Source organism: Streptomyces sp. NPDC005017 (assembly GCF_042873115.1).
GTDB lineage: Bacteria > Actinomycetota > Actinomycetes > Streptomycetales > Streptomycetaceae > Streptomyces.
This window is the reverse complement of the sequence record NZ_JBIALD010000004.1, coordinates 336211-360979: the sequence shown is the minus strand read 5'-3', so window position 1 is coordinate 360979 and position 24769 is coordinate 336211. Positions and strand designations below refer to the sequence as shown.

Here is a 24769-nt window from a genome sequence, read left to right as displayed (position 1 = left end):
CCCGTTCAGGGATCGGACCTCGGGCCGTTCCCTGAGGTCAGTTCGTCCGCAGGGTGCGCTTGGCCAGCTCGTACGCCGGGAGCATGTTCCGGTGCTCCGCGGTGTCCATCCCGCCGAGGTGGACGACGACCGGGCCGCTGTCGGTGACGACGGCGAAGGCGCGCTCCCGCTTGGTCTCCTCGAGCAGTTCGTTGGTGTGCGTGTACTCCACCTCGGCGCCGGTGACGCCGTCGGCCGCCTCGAACGTGCCGTACTTCTCACCGGTGTTGCCGTCCTCGTCGGCGACGAAGGCCCGGAGGATCTCGCGCGGGTCGTCGGCGCCGGGCCGGCCGGTCCAGACGCGCAGGAAGCCGATGTGCCCGGCGGGCTTGGCGTCCACCTCGCAGGCGGCGTTCACGGGGCCCTGCCGCAGCAGGTCGGCGACGGCCTCGCTGTCCCCGGCCGCGGCCGCTTCGACGGCCTCCGGTTCCCAGTCGGCGGCGATGTCGAAGCTGACGGGGAGTACACAGGCGGACCCGGCCCGGCCGATGGTGCCGCCGCTCTCGACGGCTCCGGCGTCATCGGCCGGTGCGCTCGCCGGGGCCTTCGCGCCCGTGGAGGCGTTCACGCCCGGGTCGGACGGCTTCGCGTCCTCGCCGGTCCCGTCGGAGCACGCCGTCAACGCCCCCGCCAGCAGCGCCGCGTACAGCAGGCCCCGCGTCGTCCTTGCCGTCCCGGCCCGCACCGCGCTTCTTCCCGCCCCGACCCGCACGTTCGTGTCCCCTTCCGGAATCCGGCGGGACACTGTATCCGGGCGGGGCGGGAAGATCATCCGCAGGTGGGCCGTGGTCAGATACCGCAGGTGGACGCCGACCAGTACTGGCTGTCGCGGTGGTCGACGTGCGTGTGGTCGTTGTGTCCGGGGTAACCGGGGCCGAGGATGCCGCGGAAGCCGTGGCTGCGGGCCTGCTTGGCCAGGGTGCACAGGGAGTGCGGGCCGGAGCCGAGGTCGGCCGCGTCGCCGTAGAGATGGCGGCTGTTGCTCGCGCCGCCGACGGCCGAGTTGCAGGCGTAGGAGCGGAAGCCGCTGGTGACGGTGATCGGCTGGTCGCCGAGGGCGTGCCGCATCGCCTCCAGCTTCCACATCGTGCGCAGGGCGTTGGCCTTGGCGGTGGCCGCGCTGACCGCGCCACCCGACCAGGTGCTGTTGCAGTCGTTGAGCTCGGCGTAGGTGAAGTGGACGGGCGTGCAGTCGTCGTCCTGGAGCGCGTACAGCTTGTTGAAGGTGTTGGTGCCGGCGACGCCGTCCGAGGCCAGGCCGTAGGCGGATTGGAAGCGCTTGAGGGCGGCCGTGGTGGCCGGTCCGAACGAGCCGTCGACGGCGAGGACCGAGCCGTAGCCCGCGTAGCCGCCGAGACGGATCTGGAGCTGGGTGACGTCGGCTCCGGAGGAGCCCTGGGACAGGGTGCGGGTCCAGGTGTAGCAGCCGTCGGCGTGGGCGGTGCCCGCGGTGAGGACGGTTCCCGCGAAGGTTCCGGACATGATCATGACAAGTGAGGCGAAGAGTCGAAGCGCGCGTCTGAGCATCTGCTCCCCTAGGCCGGAGGGACATCGGGCACCGCAGAGAGTGGCGGGAGATGTGACGCGCGTCAACCACGCCCCGGCCGGGCGATACGGATCCACGCGCAGCGTCGGGCGCACCTCCGTGGCACGCCTCGTCCGCCCCGCCCGCCACCCCCTTCGCGACCAGCGGTAACCCCTTGCCGCGGCGGCGATCGGCAGGCCCGGCAACGGCGTTGACCGCCGCCCGTCACCGGCCCGCCACTCACGTGATGCGGGTCACACGGAAAACTCCGGAAGGCGGATTCCGGCCCCGGCTGCGATTACCGAATATCGGACACCCGAAGCGGCCACCTGGAAGCCCCAGACACGAGCGACGGCTCACCTTGGAACCGCAGGCGGAAGATATGATTGACCATCGAAGAAACGGCATACGTCCGTCCGGGCGCGCTTCCCCTCGACGCGTCCGGCACGGAAACCGCAGAACTTAACGTCCTGCTTCATGACTCAGCTGGACGTACGGCCCCGGGCCGCGGACGACGGCGACGGGCGCTCCGTCGAAGGCATGCGCACCAAAGGCCTGAGCGGAAACTCCGTCGGCCTGCTGGGAAGCGCGGTCATCGGCGTCTCCACCGTCGCCCCGGTGTACTGCCTCACCTCCACCCTCGGCTCCACGGCGGGCGAGGTCGGCCTCCAGATGCCGGCCGTGTTCCTCGCGGGGTTCCTGCCGATGCTCCTGGTGGCCTTCGCCTACCGCGAGCTCAACAAGGTGATGCCGGACTGCGGGACCTCCTTCACCTGGACGGTGAAGGCGTTCGGGCCGCGCGTGGGCTGGATGTGCGGCTGGGGCCTGGTGATCGCCACGATCATCGTGCTGTCGAACCTGGCCGGCGTGGCCACGTCGTACTTCTGGCTGCTCGCGGGCGAGGTCACGGGCAGCGAGTCGGTGGCCGCACTGGACGGAAACAAGGCCGTCCACATCGTCACCTGTCTGGCCCTGATCGCCCTGGCCACCGTGATCAGCTACCGCGGTATGACCGCCACCAAGGGCGTGCAGTACGCGCTCGTGGGACTGCAACTGCTGGTGCTCGCCGTGTTCGTGGCGATGGCCTTCGGCAAGGCGGGCGGGGCCGACTTCCCGACCGGCGCGGACTTCTCCTGGTCCTGGCTCAACCCGTTCGCGGTCGGTTCGTTCGCCGCCTTCACGGCGGGCCTGTCCCTGTCGATCTTCATGTACTGGGGCTGGGACGCCTGTCTGACCGCGAACGAGGAGACCAGCGGCAGCAGCCGCACCCCGGGCCGGGCCGCGCTGATCGCCATGGTCGTGCTGGTCGGCTCCTACCTCGCCACCGGCGTGGCCGCGCAGATGGTCGTCGGCTCCGGCGACCGGGGCCTCGGCCTCGCCAGCCCGGAGACCTCCGACAACGTGTTCGCCGCGCTGGCCGGTCCGGTGATGGGCCCGGCCCTCGGCATCCTGCTGTTCGTCGCGGTGCTCGCCTCGGCCGCCGCCAGCCTCCAGACCACGTTCATCCCGGTCGCCCGCACGGTGCTGGCGATGTCGGCGTACCGCGCGCTGCCCGCCTCCTACGCCGAGGTCCACCCCCGCTTCAGGACGCCCGGCCGCGCCACCGTCACCTCCGGCATCGCGACGGGTGTGTTCTACACGGTGATGACGCTGGTCAGCGAGCACGTCCTCGTCGACACGATCTACGCCCTCGGCCTGATGATCTGCTTCTACTACGCCCTGACCGCCTTCGCCTGCGCCTGGTACTTCCGCGCCGAACTGCGCCGGTCCGGCCGCGACCTGCTGTTCAAGGGGCTGTTCCCGCTGGTCGGCGGGCTGCTGCTGACGGCCGTCTTCGCCAAGACCCTGATCGACATGTGGGACCCGGCCTACGGCAGCGGTTCGTCGGTGCTCGGGGTCGGCTCGGTGTTCGTCATCGGCGTCGGACTGCTCGCCGTCGGCGTGGTGATCATGCTGGCGATGCAGCGGCACAGCCCGGCCTTCTTCCGCGGCGAGGTGCTCACGAAGTCCACGCCCGCGCTGGTCGCCGAGGACTGAGACGGGCGGACGCGGGGACGGCCGGACGCCAGGACGGCCCGGACGCCCGGACGCCCGGACGACCGACACCGGGACGAGGACGCCAGGACAGGCACGCGGGACGGCCCGGACGCCGGGACGGGCGGACGCGGGGACGGGCGGACGCGGGGACGGAGAGCGCCATAGGGTGAGCGCATGATCAAGGACGGTTATCTCGCTGACCTGTTCTCGCTCGACGGCCGCGTCGCGCTGGTCACCGGTGGCAGTTCCGGGATCGGCCGGGCCATCGCCGGGGCGCTGGCCCGCGCCGGGGCGGGCGTGGTGGTGGTCGCCCGCCGCGAGGCGGAGCTGGCGGACACGGTGGCCGAGCTGACGGACGCCGGCTGCCGGGCCGCCTGGGTGAGCGCCGACCTCGGCACCCGCGACGGGGTGCGGGCGGCCGCCGAGGAGGCCGTGACGCGGTTCGGCGAGCCGGACATCCTGGTCAACTCCGCGGGCGTCAATCTGCGGCCGCCGCTCGGCGAGCTGGGCGAGGACGTCTGGGACACCACCATGGCGGTCAACCTGGACGCCCCCTTCCTGCTCGGCCAGCGCTTCGGCCCCGGCATGGCCGAGCGGGGCCACGGACGGATCATCCACATCACCTCGCAGCAGGCGCACCGGGCCTTCGTCCAGAGCGGCGCCTACGGCGTGTCCAAGGGCGCGCTGGAGTCGCTGGCCCGCTCACAGGCCGAGGCCTGGTCGCCGTACGGCGTCACCTGCAACACGCTCGTCCCGGGCATGGTGCCGACCCCGCTGAACGCCCGGCTCCAGGCGCAGCCCGGCAAACTGGCCGAACTCGCCGCCCGCACGATGACCGGCCGCAACGGGCTGCCCGAGGACTTCGCGGGCGCGGCCGTCTTCCTGGCGAGCCGCGCCTCGGCGTACGTCACCGGGCAGTCGATCTTCGTCGACGGCGGGCTGTCGGTGCACTGAGCCCGCTCAGGCCCAGGGCCTTCTGATGGGTGAGGGCGTGCCGGGCGTCGCGACGCTGCGGAGATCCATCAGAAGGGCCCCAGACACACAGCCTTGTCAGCGGTTCGGCGGACTCGGCGCCGGAGTGGCCGAGGGGGCGTCGAAGCTCCGCACCAGAAACAGCACGAACACCACCAGCGCGCTGAACGCGGTGGCCAGCAGCAGTTCCCGTGCGGAGCGGCGGATCCTCCTCGCGCGGGGTCACGACCGGGGCGCGGTGTCCACCGGGAGGGTTCCGCGGCCCGGCGCGGGGCCCCGGAGGGCGGGTGAGCGGCGTTCTCCGCGAGAGTGGGGCGGGCCCCCAAGCGCTGGTTTGACCATCCATAAAGCTGGCTTATGAGCCCATAGACCGGACCCGCGTACCAAGTTAGGCTTGCCTTAATTTAGGCTTCCCTCGAGATCCTTTGTCCTCGCTCGAAGGGAACCTGATCATGTCGCCGCGCCCTCTGCGGGTAGCCATCGTCGGAGCCGGACCCGCCGGTATCTACGCCGCCGACGCCCTGCTCAAGTCCGACGTGGCCGCCAGCGAGCCCGGCGTGTCCATCGACATCTTCGAGCGCATGCCGGCGCCGTTCGGTCTGATCCGTTACGGCGTCGCCCCGGACCACCCGCGCATCAAGGGCATCATCAACGCCCTGCACCAGGTGCTGGACAAGCCGCAGGTCCGCCTCTTCGGCAACATCGACTACGGCACCGACGTCCACCTGGACGACCTGCGCGCCTTCTACGACGCGGTGATCTTCTCCACCGGCGCCATGGCGGACCGTGAGCTGAAGATCCCCGGCGTGGAGCTGGACGGCTCGTACGGTGCCGCCGACTTCGCCTCCTGGTACGACGGTCACCCGGACGTGCCGCGCACCTGGCCGCTGGAGGCCGAGAAGGTCGCCGTCCTCGGCGTGGGCAACGTGGCGCTGGACATCTCCCGCATCCTCGCCAAGACGGCCGACGAGCTGCTGCCGACCGAGATCCCGCCGAACGTCTACGAGGGCCTCAAGGCCAACAAGGCCGTCGAGATCCACGTCTTCGGCCGGCGCGGTCCGGCGCAGGCGAAGTTCAGCCCGATGGAACTGCGTGAGCTGGACCACTCCCCCACCATCGAGGTCGTCGTCAACCCCGAGGACATCGACTACGACGAGGGCTCGATAGCCGACCGCCGGGGCAACAAGCAGACCGACATGGTCGCCAAGACCCTGGAGAACTGGGCGATCCGTGACGTCGGCGACCGCCCGCACAAGCTCTTCCTCCACTTCTTCGAGTCGCCGGTGGAGATCCTCGGCGAGGACGGCAGGGTCGTGGGGCTGCGCACCGAGCGCACGGAGCTGGACGGCACCGGCAACGTCAAGGGCACGGGTCAGTTCACCGACTGGGACGTCGACGCCGTGTACCGCGCGGTCGGCTACCTGTCCGACAAGCTGCCCAAGCTGCCCTGGGACATCGCCTCGGGCACGGTGCCGGACCAGGGCGGCCGGGTCATCCAGGAGAGCGGTGCGCATCTGGAGTCCGTGTACGTCACGGGCTGGATCCGGCGTGGGCCGGTGGGTCTGATCGGCCACACCAAGGGTGACGCCAACGAGACGGTGGCGAACCTGCTGGAGGACTTCGCGGGTGGGCGGCTGCAGTCCCCGGACTCGCCGGCTCCGGAGGCGGTGGACGCGTTCCTGGCCGAGCGGAACCTGCGGTTCACCACGTGGGAGGGCTGGTATCGGCTCGATGCGGCGGAGAAGGCGTTGGGCTCCGCGGAGGGGCGTGAGCGTGTGAAGATCGTCGAGCGGGAGGACATGCTGCGGGCCAGCGGGGCGTAGCACTCCGTGGGGTGGCGGGGGTGCGACCTGCCGGTGGGCTGGTGCGGCTTTCGTCGTGGCTGGTCGCGCAGTTCCCCGCGCCCCTTTGGGCTTGGCCGGGCGGACCGGTCTTTCAGGGGCGCGGGGAACTGCGCGAACAACCCCCACCGGCCCGCACGTGAGACACCACCCCTCTTGGGGGCGCGGGGAACTGCGCGAACGGCCCCCACCGGGCCGCAGACGAGGCACCGCCCCGCATGGGGGAGAGTCGTGCCGGGCAGCCGTCGGGGTGGGCCGCTTCGGGGTGGGACAGGACTCCGGACGGAGAACGTGGGGCCGTACGGCTCCGCCTCTCCGTCTGTCCAGGACCCGCCCCGAAGCGACACCGAGACCCCCGTGCGGACGGTCGCGGCCGCCCTCCCGGGTGCGGCCGTGTCCTCCCGCGCGAACAGGACCCGCCCCGAAGCGGATGGCGGGCGTGCCCTGTCCGCCTTGGAATCCTGCCGCCGCGCCGCACTCCGGGACAGGGGTGAGGGGAACGGCGTCGGGGTGCGTTCCGCGTGCCCCGCGCGTGGCGCGCACACCCCGTGCGCGCGACGGGGGTTGCTCCGGTGCGGCGACACGCCGACCCCCCGGGTGATCGGTTCCGCGGCCGGGTGGGGATACTTGCAGGTGGAACCCGCCCCCTTCCCTTGATGGACCCATGTCGACCTCCACGACCGACCGCCCGATGACTCCCTCCACGGTCTGGCTGGCCCGTGGCCGCCATGTAGGACCCGGCGCGGAAGGCGCCGTACGCGCGCGTCTGCGGCAGTTGAAGGAGGCGGGGACGATCGACGACCACGTCGAGGTGCCCGCGGCAGAAGGCTCCCCCGAGCGGGCGTTCGAGGCACGCTGGCGGCCCGTGGCCGAGGTCACCGTACGGGCGCGTCTGACGCTCGCGCCGGGCCCGGGCGGGGACCGCGCCTGGACGCTGGCCGCGGAGGCGGAGCGGGCCTGGGACCTCGGGTGGCCCTCGCCCGCGGACATGTTCTGGCCGCAGGACACCGAGCCCGAGTGGGGCCACGACACCGGCGCCGGCCTCGCGCTCGCCGCGCTGAACCCGCTGCCGGAGGACGAGAAGGACCTGCGGCGCGTGCTGAAGGACGCGGCGCGGTCGGGCTGGGCCGTCCACGTCGTCGTGCACGAGGCCATGACGCCGGACGAGCGGGGCCGGATGCCGCTGGCGGACCGGCTGCCGCCCGCCCTGCGGCACCGGGTGGTGGAGCACCGCGCGGCGCCCCATCAACTGCGGGCCGTGAACTACGCCCTGCGCGACCTCGGCGTCCGGCTGCCACGCGGCGGAGCGGTCGTGCTGCCCGGGGAGCCCGCCCCGGTCGGCTACGACGCCGAGGACTTCTCCGTGCGCAGCGTCTTCCTGGACGGGTCGGAACCGGCCGAACTCACCGCGGCTGTGACCCTTTTCACAACCCTGCCCCGGCCGCTGCCCGAGGACGCCGAGGCGGCGCTCACGGTCCTGCGGGACGACTGGCGTCTGCTCACCCTGGAGGAGGAACTCGCCCGGGAGCGCAAGCTCGTCGCCATGTACGCCGAGGCGCTGGAGGCGATGACGCAGTCGCGGGACCTGTACCGGGAGGCCGCCGAGCAGGCCAACGAGGCGCTGGCCGCCTACCGGGAGGCGGTCGGCGACCGGCTCCCGGTCCCTGCGCAGCCCGCCACGGCGACGCCGTTCAGGCAACTCACGCGCACCCTGGAGCGCTTCAGGCCCGCCGCCCGGACCCGGCGCCCCTCCTCCGGCGGCGAGAACCCGGACGACCCGGCACCGGCCTGAACCAGCGCGCCCTGAGGGGCGTACGGGCGCACACGGCGTCCGGAAGGGTGTGGGCGCCCGCTGTCGCGGCAATACAGCCGCCGTAAGGGGGAATTCTCAGAGAAGCGCGTGCGCGCCGTGCCACGGGGCGCACGGATGTGGCACGCGCCACGCTCACCCCGCAAGCGCACCGGACACAGGAGGGCTTCGTGGACTCGACCACCCCCGCGCTCGCCGCCGTCGCACTGGTGCCGCCGACGGACTCGCACCAGGTCTCACGGGCCGTCGGACACCCGGCCGGGCGTCGCGACTGAGGGAACCGCGGCACGGCGCGGCACCGTCGGACCCTGCGGCGGCCCGCACGCGCGGCCCCACAGGCGTCACCCATCTCCCAGGAAAAGTCAACCGATGGGCGGTCCCGGCCGTCTCAGGTTCAGAGCTACCCTTCACGCCCGCGGTAGCGGAGTGTGACGAAACCATTCACTCGTTCGATTCGTATAAGTGATGGAAGCCCTGCAGGATCCAAGGGGCGCAGCAAGACAGCGGCCTGTTCCCGGACTTGTCCGGAGCAGCACCGACGAGGGAGAGACCATGCAACCGTTCGCGCTCAACTACGCCCGCCCGGCCGTGAAGTTGGACGTAACCGCTGCGTACACCTATGACTCCGGTCTGCAGTTGAACGTGCTCCTGGACGGGAGGATCGCCGCCACCGATCACGCCCTGTTGAGAGAACTCGGGACCACGACATCGACCGCGGGCTCCAAGACGCACTTCGACGACTGAACACGGAACGTCGATGACCGTCCTGATCCTGACATCCGAAGAGGATGTGACGGCGGACATGGTGGTCGTGCACCTGCACGCGGCCGGAGTGCCCGTGCTGAGACTCGATCCGGCCGATCTGACCGGCCAGGTCGCGCTCTCGGGCGAGTATGTGCACGGCACCTTCCGCGGCCATCTGTGGTCCGCGGGGCGCCTGGTGGGAATCGAGGGGCTGCGGTCCGTCTGGGTGCGCCGGCCGGGGGTGCCGGCGGCCCGGGTGGCCGAGCCGTCCCCGTGGCTGACCGAGGAGTCCTCACAGGCTCTCTACGGGATGCTGCGGGGCAGCGGCGCGCGCTGGATGAACCATCCCGACGCGGCCCGCAGAGCCCGGCACAAGCCCTGGCAGCTGCGGCACGCGCAGCTCAGCGGGCTGCCCGTGCCGGCCACCCTGATCACCACCTTCCCGCAGGCCGCGCGGCAGTTCGCGGAGCGTTTCCCGGACCTGGTGGTCAAGCCGGTGTCCGGGGCGCATCCGCAGGAACCGCCGCGCGCCGTGCCGACCAGCAGAGTGGCGCCGGGCACGGACTTCTCGGCCGTGGCCTACGGCCCCACGCTGCTGCAGCGCCGGGTCGCCAAGCGGGCGGACATCCGCCTCACGGCGGTCGGCGAACGGCTGCTGGCCGCGCGCAAGGCGACCGCGGACGACGCTGACCCGGACGACGTGGACGTGCGCTTCGCCGGGTCCGGGACGCCCTGGCTCCCGGTCGAGGTGCCGCCGCGGGTCGCGGAGAGCGTGCTCGCGTATCTGCGTGACGCGGAACTGGCCTACGGGGCCTTCGACTTCGCCGAGGACTCCGACGGGACCTGGTGGTTCCTGGAGTGCAACCAGTCGGGGCAGTTCGGCTTCATCGAGGTGGAGACGGGCCAGCCGCTGGCGCGCACGATCGCCGAGTGGCTGGCCGTGGCGCCGCCGTCGCTGCCGCGGCAGAGAGGGCGGGGTGGTACCAGCGCCGCCGTGCCCTGAGCGCCCTCCGGGGAGCCTGGACGGCACACGGTCCCGCCCGGGGGCCCAGGACACCACCTGACCGCTGTGCAGGCCGGTGTACGCCCCGCCCCGGGCGAGCAGTTCGTCGTGCGTGCCGGTCTCCAGGACCCGTCCGTCGCCCGTCACCACGATCCGGTCCGCGCCGCGCACCGTGGACAGCCGGTGGGCGACGACGAAGGTGGTGCGCCCGTGCAGCAGCCGTGCGGGGGCCCGCTGGACCAGTGCCTCGGACAGGGTGTCCAGCGCCGACGCCGCCTCGTCCAGGACGAGGGTGCGCGGGTCCCGGATCAGGGCGCGGGCGACGGTGAGCCGCTGGCGCTGTCCGCCCGACAGCCGGGCGCCCCGCTCGCCGACCAGTGTGTCCAGGCCCTGGGCAGCCGGTCGACGAACTCCAGCGCGTCGGCGTCGCGCAGCGCCGCGCGCACCGACTCCTCGCCGGCGTCGTCCGTGCCGTAGGCGACGTTCTCGCGGACCGTGCCGTCGGACAGGATGGACTCCTGCGGCACCACGGACCCGAAGTGCCGGCAGGTGCGCAGGTCGAGCGTGCCAGACGGGGCCGTGCTTGACGGTGAACGCCCCGACCGCGGCGGTCAGGCGCCGGCGGTCGGGGCGGAAGAGATGGGCGAGCGTGCGGACGGGGCGTTCGTCCCGGTAGCGGTGTCCGAGCGGCGGCTCGGCCGACGACGCCCTGTGGCGGGGTCCTCTCCGGCGTGCCGTACGCGTGGCAAGCGGTTACTGTTCCACGTGCCGCACCGGAGAGGACCCCGCGTCCCGGAGTCAGGACTTACGGGACTTCAGGTACTCCTCCACTCCCGGCGCGCTGTGCGCCTCCTCCACGCCGACCAGGCCGCCCACGGCCTTCGCGTCGGGCTTCAGCACGTACGTCTTCACGCTCGCGGGCCGGTTGACGTCGGAGAAGTCCTGCGGGGAGCCGAGCCCGGTGTCGGCGGCGCGCTGCGCGCGGTGCGCCTTGATGACGTCCTCACGGGCGAGACTGCCCGCCTCGCAGGCCTTCTTGAGGTCGGCGCCGATCAACTGCGCGGCGTTGTAGCCGGAGAGCACGCCCGAGTCGACCGGGGAGCCCGGGTACTTCTTCTGGTACGCCGCCACCATCTTCTGGACCCCGGGGATCTCCGAGCCGACGGCCGGGGCGGAGCTGACCACGCTGAGCATCGCGACCAGCGCCTTCGCGGCCGGGGTCTTCATCAACTGGGGCGCGAAACCGGGGGCGTTGCTGACGACCGGGACGAGCAGGCCGCGCGAGGCCGCCACTCCGGCGAGGGAGGCGGTCTGGGCGGGGCCGGCGCTGATCAGCACGGCCTTCACACCGGCCGCGCGCAACGCCGAGACCTGGGCGGACAGATCGGTGTCCGTGGCCTTGATCTTCTGTCCGACGATCTTCATTCCGGCGCGTTCGGCCGCCCAGGTCGAGCCTTCCAGGGCGTTGTTGCCGTAGTCGCCCTCGAAGTAGACGTGGCCGATCTTGTCGCCCTTCTTCAGCCCCTTGGTGCGGGTGAGGAAGTCGACGGCGGCGATCATGTCGAGGTCGTAGGTCGTGCCGAGCACCTGCACCGACTGCTTGCCGAGCAGGGAGGCTGCCCAGGCCTGCGGGAAGGTGAGCACCTGGTCGCGCTCGATGTCGTCCAGCAGGGCCGCGACCACCGGGGAGCCGACGACCTGGGGCAGGGCGACGACGTCCGGGGAGATGTCGGCGTAGGCGGTGACGGCCTTCTGCACGTCGTAGCCGTGGTCCTCCACGACGATCTCGACCTTGCGGCCGCAGATGCCGCCGGCCGCGTTGGTCTCGTCGGCCCACATCTGCTGGGCCTGGACCAGGCTCTTGCCGAGGGTGGCGTAAGGGCCGGTCAGGTCGGTCAGGGCGCCCAGCCGGACGGTCTTGTCGGTGACGCCGGGGCCGGACTTGACGCCGTCGGCTCCGTCGCTCTTGCTGTCGCCGCCCGCCTTGGAGCTGCACGCGGTGGAGGAGAGCAGAAGCGCCGCGAGGGCCGAGGCGAGGAGGATGCGGGGGCGGGGGTGCTTGACGTTCACGGGGTGTGCTCCTTGGCTCGTGGCGCGGTGACCGGCGGGGTGACGGACGAGGAGTCCGTCGTGGGGGCGGGTTCGGTACGACGGCGCCGCAGGCGGGCGCCCAGGCGGCGGACCAGGCCGTGCAGACCGTCGGGGGCGTACAGGAGGAAGACGACGATCGCGGCGCCGTAGAGGTAGCGGGCCGCCTCGGTCGGGCCGACCGGACCGTCCGCCGAGCCGGGGGTGGCGACCAGCGGCAGATGGTCCGCGTAACGGGTCATCAGCAGGGGCAGGGCGGTGACGAAGACCGCGCCCGCGGTGGCGCCGGCCACCGAGCCCAGACCGCCGATGACGATCATGGCGAGGTAGTCGACGGAGAGGGCGAGACCGAAGTAGTCGGGCACGATACGGCGGAACGCGAGGGCCAGCAGCGCCCCGGCCAGGCCCGCGTACATCGAGGAGACCACGAAGGCCGCCGAGCGGTGGCGGGCCACGTTCACGCCCATCACCGCGGCCGCGGTCTCGCTGTCCCGCAGGGCCGCCAGCGCCCGGCCGGGCCGCCCGGCCCGGATGCCGCGGGCGGTGAACCAGGTGAGCGCGAGCAGCGCCAGACCGAGGTACCAGAGGCGTTCCTCGGCGCCGAACGGGACGCCGAGCAGGACCAGTTCGGGGCCGTCGTCGGTGAAGCCGAAGCCGCCGACCGTCAGCGGGGGTACCGAGCGGCCGTTGAAGCCGCCGGTGACGGAGTCCGCGGTGAGCAGCACATGGTGGCCGAGGAAGACCAGCGCCAGGGTGGCCACCCCCAGGTAGATGCCGCGCACCCGCCCGGCGACCGGGCTGAACAGCCCGCCCGCGGCTCCCGCCAGCAGGACCGCGAGGACGAGGGCGAGCAGCGGTGGCAGCCCGAGCCCGGGATCCCCGGCCAGCCAGGCGTAGCCGTAGGCGCCGACGGCGAGGAAGAAGGCGTGGCCGAGGGAGAGCTGTCCCGCCGTGCCGGCCAGGAGTCCGAGGCCGACGGCCCCGATCGCGGCGGCCATGGCGAACAGGCCGACCCGCAGCCAGAACGCCTCCACGTAGAAGGGCAGCGCGCACAGCAGGAGTACGGGCAGCACATACCGTGCCCGCCGGGTGAGTTCAGACACGGACCGCTCCCTTCGCGCCGAACAGGCCGGTGGGCCGCACCAGGAGGACCAGCACCATTACGGCGTAGGGGGCCACGTCGCCGAACCCGTCGCCCAGGACGTGGAGTTCGGACTGGTAGCCGGCGACCAGCGACTCGGTGAGACCGATCAGCAGGCTGCCCGCCAGGGCGCCGGGCGGGGACGCCATGCCGCCGAGGATCGCGGCCGGGAAGGCCTTGAGGGCGATCTGTCCCGTCGTGCGTTCGAGGCCGGGGGCGGGGAACGCGGCGAGGAACACCGCGGCCAGCGCGGCGAGCGCGCCCGCCAGGCACCAGGCCAGGGTGCGCACCCGGACCAGCCGGACACCCATCAGCGCCGCCGCCTCCAGGTCCTCGGACGAGGCCCGCAGGGACAGGCCCCAGGAGGTGAACCGGAACAGTGCGAAGACGGCGCCGATGACGACCGCGGACACCGCGATCGCGGCGAGCCGGCTGTCGGCGACCGTCAGCGGTCCGAGCCGGGTGACGGAGTCGCCCCAGGGGTCGCCCAGGGTGAGCAGATCGCCGCCGATGCGCCGGGCGAGGTCGGTGAGCAGGACGATGTCGATGCCGATGGTGACGATCGTCTGCACATGGGCGGCCTGCGGGTCGCGGTCCCCGCCGCGCAGCAGCAGCCGGTCGAGTGCGCCCGCCACGGCCGCCGTGACCAGCACGGCCAGGGCCAGCGCTCCGGCGAAGCCGAGGTCGTCGTGGAGCACGGCGGTGAGATAGCCGCCGAGCAGGAGCAGCGAGCCGTGCGCGAAGTTGAGCACGCCGGACGCCTTGAAGATCACGACGAAGCCGAGGGCGACGAGGGCGTAGACCGAGCCCAGGGCCAGGCCGTTGAGGACGTGATCGAGGAATCCCGTCATGCGGCGTCCTCCCCTTCTTTCTCTCCGTCGCCGCCCGTGCCGGGCTTGTCGGGGGCGTCGGTTTTGCTGTCGCTGTTGCCGTTGTTGTCGCTGTCGCTGTTGTTGTCGCTCTTGCCGTTGCTGTCGTTGGTGTCGGGGTCCGGGGCGCCGCCGTCGTCGCTGTCCGCGCCGGTCGCCGCGTCGTCGTCGCTCTCGCCTTCGCCCTCACCCAGATAGGCGCGCAGCACCTCGGGGTCGCGGCGGACCTGGTCGGGGGTGCCGTGGGCGATGGTGCGGCCGAAGTCCAGGACCGTGACCTCGTCGGCGAGCCGCATCACCAGGCCCATGTCGTGCTCCACGAGCACGACGGACAGGCCGAGTTGCTCGCGTACGTCCCGGACGACCTCCGCGGTGCGGGCGCGTTCGGCGGCGTTCATGCCGGCCACCGGTTCGTCGAGCAGCAGCACGCGCGGCTCCAGGCACAGGGCGCGCGCGAACTCCACGCGTTTGCGGTCGCCGTACGACAGGACCGCGACCGGGGTGTCGAAGTGGTCGCCGAGACCGGTGAGTTCGGCGATCTCCCGGGCGCGGGCGAGGTGCTCGCGCTGTTCCCGGCGGGCGCCGGGCAGCCGCAGGGCACTGGCGGCGTAGCCCGCGCGGCTCAGCGCGTGACGGCCGACCAGGAGGTTGTCGGCGACCGTGCCCTCGGTGGTGACGATGTTCTGGAAGGTGCGGGCCACGCCGAGCGCAGCGATGCGGTGCGGAGCCAGCCGGGTCAGCTCGGTCTCGCCGAGGCGGACCGTGCCGGAGGTGGGCCGGTACAGGCCCGACAGCACGTTGAAGCAGGTGGACTTGCCCGCCCCGTTGGGGCCGATGACGGCGTGGACGGTGCCGGGTTCGACGGTCAGGGAGACGCTGTCGAGGGCGGTGAGCCCGGCGAACCTGACGGTGACGTCCCGCACCTCGAGGACGGGCGGCGGGGTGATGGTCCGGTCGGTCACGCCGCCCCCTGAGCGTCGGCCGCCCGGGCACCCTGCGCGGTCTCGCCGGTGTCGCCGCCGGTCTCGTCGTCGGCGCTCTCGCCCAGGTACAGGCGGCGCACGGCGTCCGTGCGGGCGAGCTCGTCGGCGGGGCCGGAGAGCCGGACCTGGCCGACCTCCAGGACGTAGGCGTGGGAGGCGAGCGACAGGGCCATGCCCGCGTTCTGCTCGACCAGCAGCACGCCGGTGCCCTGGGCGTTGATCTCGCGGATCACCTCGGCGATCCGGTGCACCATGCGCGGGGCGAGGCCGAGCGAGGGCTCGTCCAGCAGCAGCAGCCTGGGTGCCGCCATCAGCGCGCGGCCGATGGCGAGCATCTGCTGCTCGCCGCCGGAGAGCAGGCCCGCCTGCTGACGGGTGCGTTCGGCGAGCCGCGGGAACAGCGCGAACACCCGGTCGCGGGAGGCGCGGACCTGCGCCGGGGCGCGGCGGCCGAGGCCCAGACCGCCGGAGCGGAGGTTCTCGTCGACGGTGAGGCCGGCGAAGACCCGCCTGCCCTCGGGGACCTGGACGACTCCGGCGCGTACCGCGGTGACGGGGTCCCGCCCGTCGAGCGCGGTCTCGCCGTACCGGACGCGGCCGGCCGTGACCTGGCCGCGGTGCAGGCGCAGGGTGCCGGAGACCGCCCGCAACAGGGTGGACTTTCCGGCGCCGTTGGCGCCCAGCAGCGCCACGACGGCGCCGGGCGGCACGGTCAGGGACACGGAACGCAGTGCGGACAGCGCCCGGCCGTAGGTCACGTCCAGGTTCTCGACGTGCAGCGCGGGCGCGTCGTCCGGTGGTGCTTCGGGCATCGCGGCTCCTCGGGTCCGTGCCGACCGGCGTACGGGGCACGGGTCTGCGGGAAGGGGAGCTCACGACAACACGGCCGCGCGGGGCCGGTACAGAGCGATCAGCAGGAGGGCTGCGAGGTCCCAAGACAGGCGGCGGGTCGTTGTGCCGACGCCCAGGGGACGTGCCGAAGGGGTGCGGGACCAGGGCGGGCGGGGGCGTGGCGGACCGGGGTCGTAGCAGGTGAGCGACCGTGGCGGAGGGGCGCGGCAGGGCGGGCGGGCGTGGCGGGGAGAGCTCCGCGAGGGGGCGGGTGAGGCGGGAGGGCGCCGCGAGGCGGGCGGGGATGGCGCCGCGAGGCGGGCGGGGCATGCGGAGAGGGCGGATCGCGGACGATCCGCCCTCCCGGACGTCGAGGACCCTGCGGCCGGGCCCGGTGCGGTCAGTCCCGCACCGCACGGCGCGCCGTCAGCGCCAGGCTCACTTCCACCACGTCCAGGGGCCGCTGCAACGAGCGCCCGGTGAGCTGCTCGAAGCGCCGCAGCCGGTTCAGCACGGTGTTGCGGTGGCAGTACAGCCGCTCGCCCGCCCGCTGAGCGGAACCGTCGCAGGTCAGCCAGGCGGCGACAGTGTCGAGGAGCACCTCGCGGTCGGCGGGGTCCAGTTCCGCGAGGGGGCCGAGCGCACGGTCGGCGAGGGCGGCCGCGAGATCCGGGCTGGAGACGACGAGGGCGGCGGGCAGCTGCTCGGCGAGCCGGACGGCACCGCCCTCCGGCGGGCACAGGCTCAGCGCGAGGTCGGCCTGCGCGCGGGCCTCCCCCACCGCGGCCAGCCCCGCGACGACACCGCTCACACCGATCCGCAGCCCGGTACCCGCTTCGACGGCCTCGCACACCGGAATGTCGCCCTCCGGGACCAGGACTATGCCGTAGTCCACGTCCCCGCCCGTATGCCAGTGCACCCGCACACCCGGAACGAGGACGGCGGCCCGCGCCCCGGCGGCGCCCGGGCCCGCGCCCCGCCCGGCGGTGACGGCGAGCACGGCACAGCGCCCCTGCTCCGGCAGCTCCAGCGCCTGCGCGGTCTCGGGGAGGTCGGCGATCCGGCTGGTGCCGTCGAGGAGGGCCCCGACCAGCACCCGCACCCTGTTCTCGCGCTGCCAGGCCAGCTGCCGCTCGACGTGGTGATAGGCGTCCGCGACGAGGGTGCAGTGCTCGTCGACGAAGTTCCAGATGTCGGAGGCGACATGGACCAGCAGCCGCACGTCCTCGGGCGCCGTCCGCGAGGTCTCCTCCACCAGCCGCTGCCACACCAGGGACCCGCCCAGCCGGAAGGCGTGCAACAGGGCGTCCAGCGGTACGCCCTGCTCCGCGCGTGCGGCGCCGATCTTCCACGAGCAGCGGCGGGCGGCGTCCCGGGAGCCGCGCGGGTCGAGCAGCGAGGCGACGCTGTGCCGCAGCGAGCGGTGCACCTCCTGCCATACGGCCACCGGGTCGTCGGCCACGGCCGCCCGGTAGGCGGGCTCCTGGTCCTGCACGGTGGCCAGCAGCCGGTCGGTCAGTTCGGGCAGGTCGGCCAGCAGCACGCGGGCCGCGCGATGCAGGACCGTGATGGCCTCGGCGTCGATCAACGACCGGACGGGCCTCGTCCGCGGTGCCGGTACGACGGCCGGTACGGTGCGGTGCGGCGTGCGGTGCTTCAGGGCTCGGTGCATCACGGTCCTCCCCCAGGTGTGCGACCTGACTCGTCCTGTCGGAAGGATGGCATACCGTCCGGTCGGTCCCCAGGGGTCGAACATCTCTTTCCGGCGTCACTACGCGCGGCGGGACATCTCGCACCCGCGCCGCGACGCGCGGTAGCTGGTTCGATCGGGGGTGTCGTGGGGTGCCGAAGGCAGTCGTATCGGGGCGCCGCCGGACGGTGTCGGCGACCTGGTCCGGGCGCCGCTATAAGCAGTCGGCAATCCGGGCCCGGCCCGTCGCAGCATGCCGTCGGCGACCCCGGTCCGGGCGTCGCGACGCACCGTCGGTGACTCGGTCCCGGCCTGCCTCCGCGCTCCGCCGGTCGTCCGGTCCAAGGGCTGCCGCGTGCCGTCGGCAGTCCCATCGAGGCGTAGCCGTACGGCGACGGCGATCCGGCCTGGGCGTCGCGACGCACCGTCGGTGACCGGTCCCGGCCCGTCGCCGCCCTCCGCCGGTCCCCCGGTCCGGGGGTCGCCACGTGCCGCCGACAGTCCCATCGGGGCGTCTTCGGTGGCCGACGGCAGTCCCGTCGAGGCGTGGCCGGACGGTGTCGGCGACCTGGTCCGGGCGCCGCCACGCGCAGTCGGTGATCCGGGCCCGGCCCGTCGAGGCGTGCCGTCGGCGATCCGGCCGGGGCGTCGCCGGGCGCCGACGGCAGTCCCGTCGAGGCGTGGCCGGACGCCGCCGGCGATCCGGGCCGGGTGTCGCTACGCGCCCCGCCTCTCCCCCTCGGGCCGCTCGGCCTGTTCGACGAGACGTACGAGTTCGACGCGGGACCGTACTCCCAGCGCCGCGAAGACCTTGCGCAGGTGGTAGTCGACGGTACGGGTGCTCACCGAGAGGATGCGGGCGACCTCCCGGTTCGTCGCGCCGTCGGCGACATGGCGGGCGATACGGCACTGCTGGGGCGTCAGCCGGTCCAGCGCCCCGGCGCGCGGGGTGCCCGGGGCGGCGGCCCGGTGCGCCCGCAGCTCGCCGCGTGCCTGGTCGGCCCAGACCCGGGCGCCGCAGCTCTCGAAGCCGACCAGGGCGGCGCCGAGCAGGTCGCGGGCCTCGCGCAGCCGACGGCGTCTCCGCAGCCACTTGCCGTACAGCAGCGCCGTCCTGGCCCGTTCGAAGTCGCCGGTCGCGCGCTCGTGCAGGTCCAGGGCCCGGGTGTACAGCTCGTCGGCGAGGTCGGGCGGGGCGAGCAGGGCGCGGCAGCGCAGCAGCTGGGCGGGGGCCTGCGGGTCGGCGCCGAAGGCCGACCAGGCCGCGAGGTCCTCCAGCGCGTGCCGGGCCTCGCTCTCGCGCCCCGCGAGCACGGCCACCTCGACGAAGCAGGGCACGGCGAGCATCCACACCGCGAAGTGGCCGCGCCGGGGTCCGGGCCGTACGAGGGGGCCGAGCCGGTCGGCGGCCTCCAGCGGGCGGCCGCGGCCCAGGTCCGCGCGGCCCAGCGCCCACTGGGCGAGCGTCGCCGTCTGCGCCAGCCCGTGCCGGCGGGCCGTGTCCAGCGCCTCGCCCGCGTGCCCGGCGACCTCGGCGGGCACGCCCTCGATCGAGGCGACCAGGGCGAGTACCGCCCGGTGCCCTGCCGCGGTGTTGCGCTGGCCCGCGGCCCGTGCCGCCCGCAGCCCCTCCTCGGCGTGGGTGCGGGCCTGCGGATGCCGTCCGCTGCGCAGCTCGGCGTACGCGAGGTACTCCAGCGCCCGCGGTACGACGAGCCGGTCGCCGTCCGCCCTGGCCAGGGCGACCGCCCGCGCCGCCGCGCGCGAGGCCGTGGGCAGGTCGCCCAGGACCAGCGCGGCCCCGGCAGCCCGTGCCAGCTCGGCCGCCCGGGCATGGTCGCGGGCACTGGCGACGACCCGCTCCAGTGGTGCCACGGCGTCCTCGAGCCGCCCTTCCAGCGCGGACCGCAGCCCCCGGTGGTAGTCGTCGGGCCCGTCGTCCCGACGTGGCGCGCGGGACAGGGCCTCCAGACAGCCGGGCAGGTCGCCCGCCGCCCAGGCCGCGTCCATGGCGCGGGTCCCTGCGACGGCCGAGAGTTCCGGCGCGGGGACGGCGAGCAGGGCCGCGGCGGTCAGCAGGGACTCGCGGGCGGTGGCGGTGGGCCCGTCGAGGAGCTGCACGCTGCCCCGCAGCAGCTCGGCCCGGCCGCGCACGGCGTCCGGGAGGCTCGGGTGCGCGGTGGTGTCGAGCAGTTCCAGCGCGCGACGGGGCAGTCCCGCGTGCAGGGCCTGACCTGCGGCGGCCGTACGGCAGCGGCCGCGGGCCGCCTCGTCGGTCGTCAGCTCGGCGGCGCGGGCGTGGGCCAGGGAGCGCAGCCGGTGCGGGGCGGGGCAGCGGGGGTCGCTCGCGGCCGCGGTCAGCTCGGCGGCCAGCTCCGGGTCCGCTCCGGTCGCCGCCCAGGCCCGGTGCAACAGGGCGCGCAGCCGGTCGCCGTCGCCCTCCAGCACCCGCGCGAGGGCCAGGTGCGCGGCCCGTCGCCGGTCCGGCGCGGCCCCGGCGTACACGGCCCGGCGCAGCACGGCGCCGGCGAAACGGAGCCGGCCGTCGGCGAGGAGCAGGGCGGGGGACGCGTCGGCGAGCGGGTCCAGAAGGAGGCCCCGGCCGGAGAGCGCCGCGCCGACGACCCCCGCGTCGACGTCCCCGCCGTCCCCGCCGTCCCCTTCCGCCCCTCGCAGCGCCGCCGCCGTGACCAGGAGCAGGCCGTCCGCGTCCGGTGGGAGGCCGCGCAGGAACGGGCCCGCCACGGCGGTGAGGGTGCCGGGGTCGGCGGGCGGGGCGGGCAGGGGACGCGATCCGGCCGGGTCGGCGCAGGACAGCCGTCCGGCCAGGGCCAGCAGCAGGGCCGGGTTCCCGTCGGCCTCCTCCAGCAGCGCGTCCCGTACGGCCTGGTCGGCGCCCGTGCCGGTCGCGTCGTCCAGGACGGCGGCGGCGGCCGACGGGGACAGCGGCAGCAGATGCGTCGTCGGCAGTCCGGCGAGCTCCCGGGGCGCGTACCCGGCGGCGGCGGTCAGCAGGACGACCGGGCCGGCCTCCGTCAGCCGCCGCGCGGCCCGGCCCAGCACCGCGAGGGACGGGCCGTCCCACAGATGTACGTCGTCCACGCACAGCAGCAGCGGCTCACCGCCCGCCGCCGCGCGCAGCGCCGCGAGCAGCACTCCGGCACCCGCCTCGGGGTCGGCGGGCCCCCGCGGGCCGCCCGGGTCGAGGGCTCGCAGGACGGCGCGCAGTCCGCCGTACGGGCGCCGCCCCGGGGCGGGATCGGCGTGCGGGCGGTGCACCGGCCCGGCCGGGAAGGAGTGGGCGGCGTGGTCGAGGAGGGCGGTGCGGCCGATCCCCGGTTCGCCGGTCACGACGAGCACTCCGGCCCGCTCCGGCAGCCGGTCCGACAGCGCGGCCAGGGCACGCAGCTGCGGCCCCCGCCCGTGCAGGCGTGGGGCCGTCGTCGTCCTGCTCGTCCGTCCGGTCATTCCCGGCACGTTACGTACGGGTAACCCCGGCCGGAAGGCGTACGTCCGCCCCGGCCGGGCCGCTCACCCGCGCGACCTGCCGTTTCCGGCGGCCCCGGGGCGGGCTCTGTGCCGGTGCCCAGCGCGGCCGGACCGCGCCCGTGCACCGGCACAGCGGCGGTCAGGAGCCGTGCGGGCAGTTGCCCCGGTACTCCTCGATGGTCAGGCTCGGCGAGGGCAGCGGGCAGAGGAACTGCTCGTAGCGGGTGTCGTTGTCGATGAACCGCTTCAGCCAGGACACGCTGTACTTCGCGATCGTGGTGCTGGACGTGTTGGGCGTGAAGTGGGTGGCGTTGTTCAGTTCCAGGTAGGCGCGGTCCGTGCCGGACGGCAGGCTGCCGTAGAACGGCTCCGCGTGCGAGGCGACCGGGGCGACCGTGTCGCCGTCGGCCCCGACGATCAGGGTGGGGGTCGTGACCTCGGGCCAGGTCTTGTCGAGGTTCCACGGGGTGAGCGGGATGGCCGCCTGGAGGGAGGGGCGGGACTTCGCGGCCTCCAGGGTGCCGCCGCCGCCCATCGAGTGGCCCATCACGCCGAGCCGGGTGCTGTCGATACGGGAGCGCACGGAGCTGCGTTCGGTGAGGTAGTCGAGCGCGGCGAGGAGCTGGCGTCCGCGGGAGTCGGGCTGGTCCAGCGTGGTGAGGGTGTCGATGGTGAACACCACGAAGCCCTGGGAGGCCAGCCGGGGGCCGAGCCAGGCCATCGAGGACTGGGTGGCGGTGTAGCCGGGCGCGACGGCGACCGCGCCGAAGGTGCCGTCGGCGGTGCTGGTGGGGTAGTAGACGGTGCCCCCGCCGAAGCCGGTGACCACGAGCGAGGACACCGAGGTCTGGGAGACCGCGTACGGGCCGCGGGCCGCCTCGACGCTCGCGGTGGTCGGCGCGGGGCCGCGCTGGTAGGGGTTGTCCGCCGCGTGGGCGCCGGGGCCGGACAGGGTGCCGAGCCCGGCGACGGCCGCCAGGGCGGCGATCGTCCCGGCGAGACGCCGGCCGCGGTGGGCGCGGCGGGCCGGGCGTGCGCCCTCGGGGGTCACGGGGGCGTGGGGGTGCTGCTGCACGACGAGTCGTCCTCTCGGTCGTATGCCGTTGCGAGCCCGCCGTGGGGAGCGGCGGGCGAGTGCCACTGTGGGGGCGCCGCAAGCCCCGGCCACCGGCGAAATCACCGGTCGTGCGTCGTTGCGCCCCCAGGGCGCCCGCGGCACGGGGCTTGCGCGGCGGCCCGGGGCGTGTGGCACGCTCACCTGCGTACCGGTGGCCCGGCCGCCGGTCGGCACGACGTTCGGCACCGTGGAGAGGCGGCGGTATGCGCATCGGACTGCTCGGCACGGGACCGTGGGCCCGGATGGCCCACGCGCCCGCCCTGGAGGCCCACCCGGAGCTGGATCTCGCGGGGGTGTGGGGGCGCCGCCCCGACGCCGCCAAGGAACTGGCGTCCCTGCACGGCACGCGCGCCTACGACGACGTCGACGCGCTGCTGGAGGACGTGGACGCGGTCACGGTGGCGCTGCCGCCCGGTGTGCAGGCCGACCTGGCGGTACGGGCGGCCCGCGCGGGGCGTCATCTGCTGCTGGACAAACCGCTGGCCCCGACGGTCGCGCAGGCGCGGGCCGTGGCCGAGGCCGTGCGGGAGGCGCAGGTCGCCTCGGTGGTGTTCTTCACGACGCGGTTCCAGCCGGAGGCCGAGCTGTGGATCGCCGAACAGGCCGCCGAGGAGGGCTGGTTCACCGCGCGGGCGCAGTGGCTCGGGGCGGTGTTCAGCGGCGGCGACAGCCCCTTCGCCCAGTCGCCCTGGCGGCGGGAGAAGGGTGCGCTGTGGGACGTCGGTCCGCACGCCCTGTCCGTGCTGCTGCCGGTGCTCGGCGACGCGGTGCGGGTGGCGTCCGTGGCGCACGGCCCCGGGGACACGGCGCATCTCGTGGTCGAGCACGAGGGGGGCGCGTTCAGCTCGCTCATCCTCAGCCTCACCGCTCCGGTCGCGGCGGCGGGCACGGATGTGGAGCTGCGGGGCGCGGCGGGGGTGGCGCGGCTGCCGCACGGGGGCGACGGGCCGGTGCGGGCGTTGTCCCGTGCGGGCGATGCGCTGCTCGCCGCCGTGCGCTCGGGGCGGCCGCATCCGTGTGACGCGGCGTTCGGGTTGCGGGTGACGGAGATTCTCGCGGAGGCGGAGGCGATGCTGGGCGCGAACGAGGACTGACGGGGGTTTCGCGCCCCGTGTTCTCGCCCGCGGGCCGCCGGCAGCCGAACGCGCAGTTCCCCGCGTCCCTGGAGACTTCGCCCGCGGGCCGTCGGTGGCCGAGCGCGCAGTTCCCCGCGCCCCAAACGACGGCGCTCCCGAACCGACCCGCCACCGACCGCGCCGTTACCCGCGCCCTGGAGACTTCACCTGCAGGCCGTCCGTGGATGCTCGCGCAGTTCCCCGCGCCCCCAAGAGAAGCCGCGCGCAGCTCTCCGCAATCTCTGGGGCCTCACATCTCCGAGGAACCACCGGGCCCCCCAAGGGGCGCGGGGAACTGCGCGAACAACCACGACGCACCCGCAACCCGAAAGCGCAGCCGACGCCCAGCCGCCCCCTAGGGGCACGGGGAACTGCGCGAGCGGCCACGACGCACCCGCAGCCGAAGAAGTGGGGTTGGCCCGCCGCTGTCGGCCTCCTAGGGTGGCGCGGTGGCGATTCGGGTGATCTTCCTCAACGGCGGCTCCAGCTCCGGCAAGACCGGCATCGCACGATGCCTCCAGGCCCTGCTCCGAGACCCCTGGCTCGCCCTGAGCGTCGACACCTTCGTAGACGCGCTGCCCGCCGCGCTGCGGGACTCCGAGGAGGGTCTGGACATCGCCGCGGACGGCACGATCGGGGTCGGCGCGGGCTTCCGGGAACTGGAGACGGCCTGGATGGCGGGCGTGGCCGCGATGGTCCACGCGGGCGCCCGGGTCGTACTCGACGACGTCTTCCTCGGCGGTGCCGACTCCCAGAAGCGCTGGCAGCGGGCCCTGGACGGCACGGACGTGCTGTGGGTCGGGGTGCGCTGCGCACCCGACGTCGCGGCGGGACGCGAGCTGGCCCGCGGCGACCGCGTCGTGGGCATGGCCGCGGCCCAGGCCGAGCCGGTGCACCGGGGCGTGGCCTACGACCTGGAGATCGACACCGCCCGCACGGAGTCCATGGAGTGCGCGCGCCGCATCGCCGCCCGGCTGGGATGAGGCCGGGGTGGCGACCCGCGGGCGGGAGGGGGTCGGACAGACCCTGGCCGGGCCCGCGCCCCACCGCCGATCAAGGGCCGCGCGAGTCCGGACCGCCGCCCTCCGGATGCACGACGGGCCGAGGCGTTGAATGGTGTTAGTGGACCCGATGACATCCGCGGGGCCCCAGCACACTCCCTCACCGGAGGAGCACCGATCATGTCCAACTCACAGCCCGAAGCTTCCCCGCCCGAGGCGCACTGGCATCCGGACCGCGCCACTCCGGACAACCTCCTCCACACCCGCACCGGCGCAGACGTGTCGCCGGAGGACATCGTCCTCGCCTCGGGCAAGGACCTCACTCCGAACACCCTGGAGTGGGCCAAGCGGAAGCTGGCGCAAGAGGGTCCCGCGGCCCTCGACAAGCTGCTGCCCTAGGGGCGCGGCAGTACGACTGACGGACCCGGGACGTGCCGAGGGGCGCCACCCGGGTCCCAGGCATGAGCTGCCGCC

Annotated in this window: 18 protein-coding genes and 2 pseudogenes; 9 read left to right on the top strand and 11 right to left on the bottom strand. The window is 74.1% G+C overall.

The window, feature by feature from the left end:
• Nucleotides 1–37: 37 nt before the first annotated feature.
• Both ACFYR0_RS08840 and ACFYR0_RS08835 read right to left on the bottom strand, forming a co-directional pair.
• Nucleotides 38–724 (bottom strand): lipoprotein, encoded by a 687-nt coding sequence (locus tag ACFYR0_RS08840; protein WP_389323515.1) that lies wholly within the window; start codon nt 722–724, stop codon nt 38–40.
• A gap of 104 nt (nt 725–828) precedes the next feature.
• Nucleotides 829–1566, bottom strand: coding sequence for a D-Ala-D-Ala carboxypeptidase family metallohydrolase (locus tag ACFYR0_RS08835; RefSeq protein WP_389323512.1), 738 nt, complete (start codon nt 1564–1566; stop codon nt 829–831).
• A gap of 475 nt (nt 1567–2041) precedes the next feature.
• Between ACFYR0_RS08835 and ACFYR0_RS08830 the strand changes: the two genes are divergently transcribed.
• The 6 genes from ACFYR0_RS08830 (at nt 2042) to tgmB (ending at nt 9971) form a co-directional block, all read left to right on the top strand.
• Entirely contained in the window at nt 2042–3601 is a 1560-nt protein-coding gene (locus ACFYR0_RS08830; protein WP_389323509.1) for an APC family permease, read from the top strand.
• A 174-nt stretch (nt 3602–3775) separates the two neighbouring features.
• A complete protein-coding gene (locus ACFYR0_RS08825; RefSeq protein ID WP_389323506.1) occupies nt 3776–4555 on the top strand; it encodes an SDR family NAD(P)-dependent oxidoreductase in 780 nt (259 codons plus the stop codon).
• A gap of 470 nt (nt 4556–5025) precedes the next feature.
• Entirely contained in the window at nt 5026–6396 is a 1371-nt protein-coding gene (locus ACFYR0_RS08820; protein ID WP_389323503.1) for an FAD-dependent oxidoreductase, read from the top strand.
• Between the two features lie 682 nt (nt 6397–7078).
• Nucleotides 7079–8206, top strand: coding sequence for a hypothetical protein (locus ACFYR0_RS08815; protein WP_389323500.1), 1128 nt, complete (start codon nt 7079–7081; stop codon nt 8204–8206).
• 570 nt (nt 8207–8776) lie between these two features.
• Nucleotides 8777–8968 (top strand): putative ATP-grasp-modified RiPP, encoded by a 192-nt coding sequence (gene tgmA / locus ACFYR0_RS08810; RefSeq protein ID WP_386380124.1) that lies wholly within the window; start codon nt 8777–8779, stop codon nt 8966–8968.
• A gap of 13 nt (nt 8969–8981) precedes the next feature.
• Nucleotides 8982–9971 (top strand): ATP-grasp ribosomal peptide maturase, encoded by a 990-nt coding sequence (gene tgmB / locus ACFYR0_RS08805; protein ID WP_389323497.1) that lies wholly within the window; start codon nt 8982–8984, stop codon nt 9969–9971.
• A 54-nt stretch (nt 9972–10025) separates the two neighbouring features.
• Here tgmB and ACFYR0_RS08800 read toward each other — a convergent pair.
• The 9 genes and pseudogenes from ACFYR0_RS08800 to ACFYR0_RS08760 form a co-directional block, all read right to left on the bottom strand.
• Nucleotides 10026–10579, bottom strand: a pseudogene (locus ACFYR0_RS08800) (ATP-binding cassette domain-containing protein); the annotation flags it as partial.
• Nucleotides 10580–10769: 190 nt separating this feature from the next.
• Nucleotides 10770–12041 (bottom strand): ABC transporter substrate-binding protein, encoded by a 1272-nt coding sequence (locus ACFYR0_RS08795; RefSeq protein ID WP_389323494.1) that lies wholly within the window; start codon nt 12039–12041, stop codon nt 10770–10772.
• On the bottom strand, nt 12038–13162 hold the full coding sequence (locus ACFYR0_RS08790; protein WP_386380120.1) for a branched-chain amino acid ABC transporter permease: 1125 nt from the start codon (nt 13160–13162) through the stop codon (nt 12038–12040). The genes ACFYR0_RS08795 and ACFYR0_RS08790 overlap by 4 nt, the downstream gene beginning before the upstream one ends.
• Nucleotides 13155–14051 carry a branched-chain amino acid ABC transporter permease gene (locus ACFYR0_RS08785; RefSeq protein WP_389323491.1) on the bottom strand — a complete coding sequence of 299 codons (897 nt, stop codon included), beginning with the start codon at nt 14049–14051 and terminating at the stop codon, nt 13155–13157. The genes ACFYR0_RS08790 and ACFYR0_RS08785 overlap by 8 nt, the downstream gene beginning before the upstream one ends.
• 173 nt (nt 14052–14224) lie before the next feature.
• Nucleotides 14225–15031 (bottom strand): annotated as a pseudogene (locus tag ACFYR0_RS08780) (ABC transporter ATP-binding protein); the annotation flags it as partial.
• Nucleotides 15028–15864: an ABC transporter ATP-binding protein gene (locus ACFYR0_RS08775; protein ID WP_389323488.1), complete on the bottom strand. Its 837-nt coding sequence runs from the start codon at nt 15862–15864 to the stop codon at nt 15028–15030. The pseudogene ACFYR0_RS08780 and the gene ACFYR0_RS08775, both read right to left, overlap by 4 nt.
• A 419-nt stretch (nt 15865–16283) precedes the next feature.
• Nucleotides 16284–17555 (bottom strand): helix-turn-helix domain-containing protein, encoded by a 1272-nt coding sequence (locus ACFYR0_RS08770; RefSeq protein ID WP_389323483.1) that lies wholly within the window; start codon nt 17553–17555, stop codon nt 16284–16286.
• A 735-nt stretch (nt 17556–18290) separates the two neighbouring features.
• Nucleotides 18291–21041, bottom strand: coding sequence for a LuxR C-terminal-related transcriptional regulator (locus ACFYR0_RS08765; RefSeq protein WP_389323480.1), 2751 nt, complete (start codon nt 21039–21041; stop codon nt 18291–18293).
• 160 nt (nt 21042–21201) lie between these two features.
• Complete coding sequence (locus ACFYR0_RS08760; protein ID WP_389323477.1) at nt 21202–22137, bottom strand: alpha/beta hydrolase family protein; 936 nt, start codon at nt 22135–22137, stop codon at nt 21202–21204.
• A gap of 245 nt (nt 22138–22382) precedes the next feature.
• Here ACFYR0_RS08760 and ACFYR0_RS08755 point away from each other — a divergent pair, with 245 nt between their 5' ends.
• From ACFYR0_RS08755 to ACFYR0_RS08745, 3 genes are all read left to right on the top strand, one after another.
• A complete protein-coding gene (locus ACFYR0_RS08755; protein ID WP_389323474.1) occupies nt 22383–23273 on the top strand; it encodes a Gfo/Idh/MocA family protein in 891 nt (296 codons plus the stop codon).
• 482 nt (nt 23274–23755) lie between these two features.
• Complete coding sequence (gene cpt / locus ACFYR0_RS08750) at nt 23756–24277, top strand: chloramphenicol phosphotransferase CPT (RefSeq protein ID WP_389323773.1); 522 nt, start codon at nt 23756–23758, stop codon at nt 24275–24277.
• A 198-nt stretch (nt 24278–24475) separates the two neighbouring features.
• Nucleotides 24476–24694 (top strand): hypothetical protein, encoded by a 219-nt coding sequence (locus tag ACFYR0_RS08745; RefSeq protein ID WP_389323471.1) that lies wholly within the window; start codon nt 24476–24478, stop codon nt 24692–24694.
• Nucleotides 24695–24769 lie beyond the last annotated feature (75 nt).

Bases quoted from the DNA above. Each gene is read 5' to 3' on its own strand.
- ACFYR0_RS08835 (WP_389323512.1), bottom strand. From the start codon at position 1,566: ATGCTCAGACGCGCGCTTCGACTCTTCGCCTCACTTGTCATGATCATG.
- ACFYR0_RS08830 (WP_389323509.1), top strand. From the start codon at position 2,042: ATGACTCAGCTGGACGTACGGCCCCGGGCCGCGGACGACGGCGACGGG.
- ACFYR0_RS08825 (WP_389323506.1), top strand. From the start codon at position 3,776: ATGATCAAGGACGGTTATCTCGCTGACCTGTTCTCGCTCGACGGCCGC.
- ACFYR0_RS08820 (WP_389323503.1), top strand. From the start codon at position 5,026: ATGTCGCCGCGCCCTCTGCGGGTAGCCATCGTCGGAGCCGGACCCGCC.
- ACFYR0_RS08815 (WP_389323500.1), top strand. From the start codon at position 7,079: ATGTCGACCTCCACGACCGACCGCCCGATGACTCCCTCCACGGTCTGG.
- tgmA (WP_386380124.1), top strand. From the start codon at position 8,777: ATGCAACCGTTCGCGCTCAACTACGCCCGCCCGGCCGTGAAGTTGGAC.
- tgmB (WP_389323497.1), top strand. From the start codon at position 8,982: ATGACCGTCCTGATCCTGACATCCGAAGAGGATGTGACGGCGGACATG.
- ACFYR0_RS08785 (WP_389323491.1), bottom strand. From the start codon at position 14,051: ATGACGGGATTCCTCGATCACGTCCTCAACGGCCTGGCCCTGGGCTCG.
- ACFYR0_RS08775 (WP_389323488.1), bottom strand. From the start codon at position 15,864: ATGCCCGAAGCACCACCGGACGACGCGCCCGCGCTGCACGTCGAGAAC.
- ACFYR0_RS08770 (WP_389323483.1), bottom strand. From the start codon at position 17,555: ATGCACCGAGCCCTGAAGCACCGCACGCCGCACCGCACCGTACCGGCC.
- ACFYR0_RS08765 (WP_389323480.1), bottom strand. From the start codon at position 21,041: ATGACCGGACGGACGAGCAGGACGACGACGGCCCCACGCCTGCACGGG.
- ACFYR0_RS08755 (WP_389323474.1), top strand. From the start codon at position 22,383: ATGCGCATCGGACTGCTCGGCACGGGACCGTGGGCCCGGATGGCCCAC.
- ACFYR0_RS08745 (WP_389323471.1), top strand. From the start codon at position 24,476: ATGTCCAACTCACAGCCCGAAGCTTCCCCGCCCGAGGCGCACTGGCAT.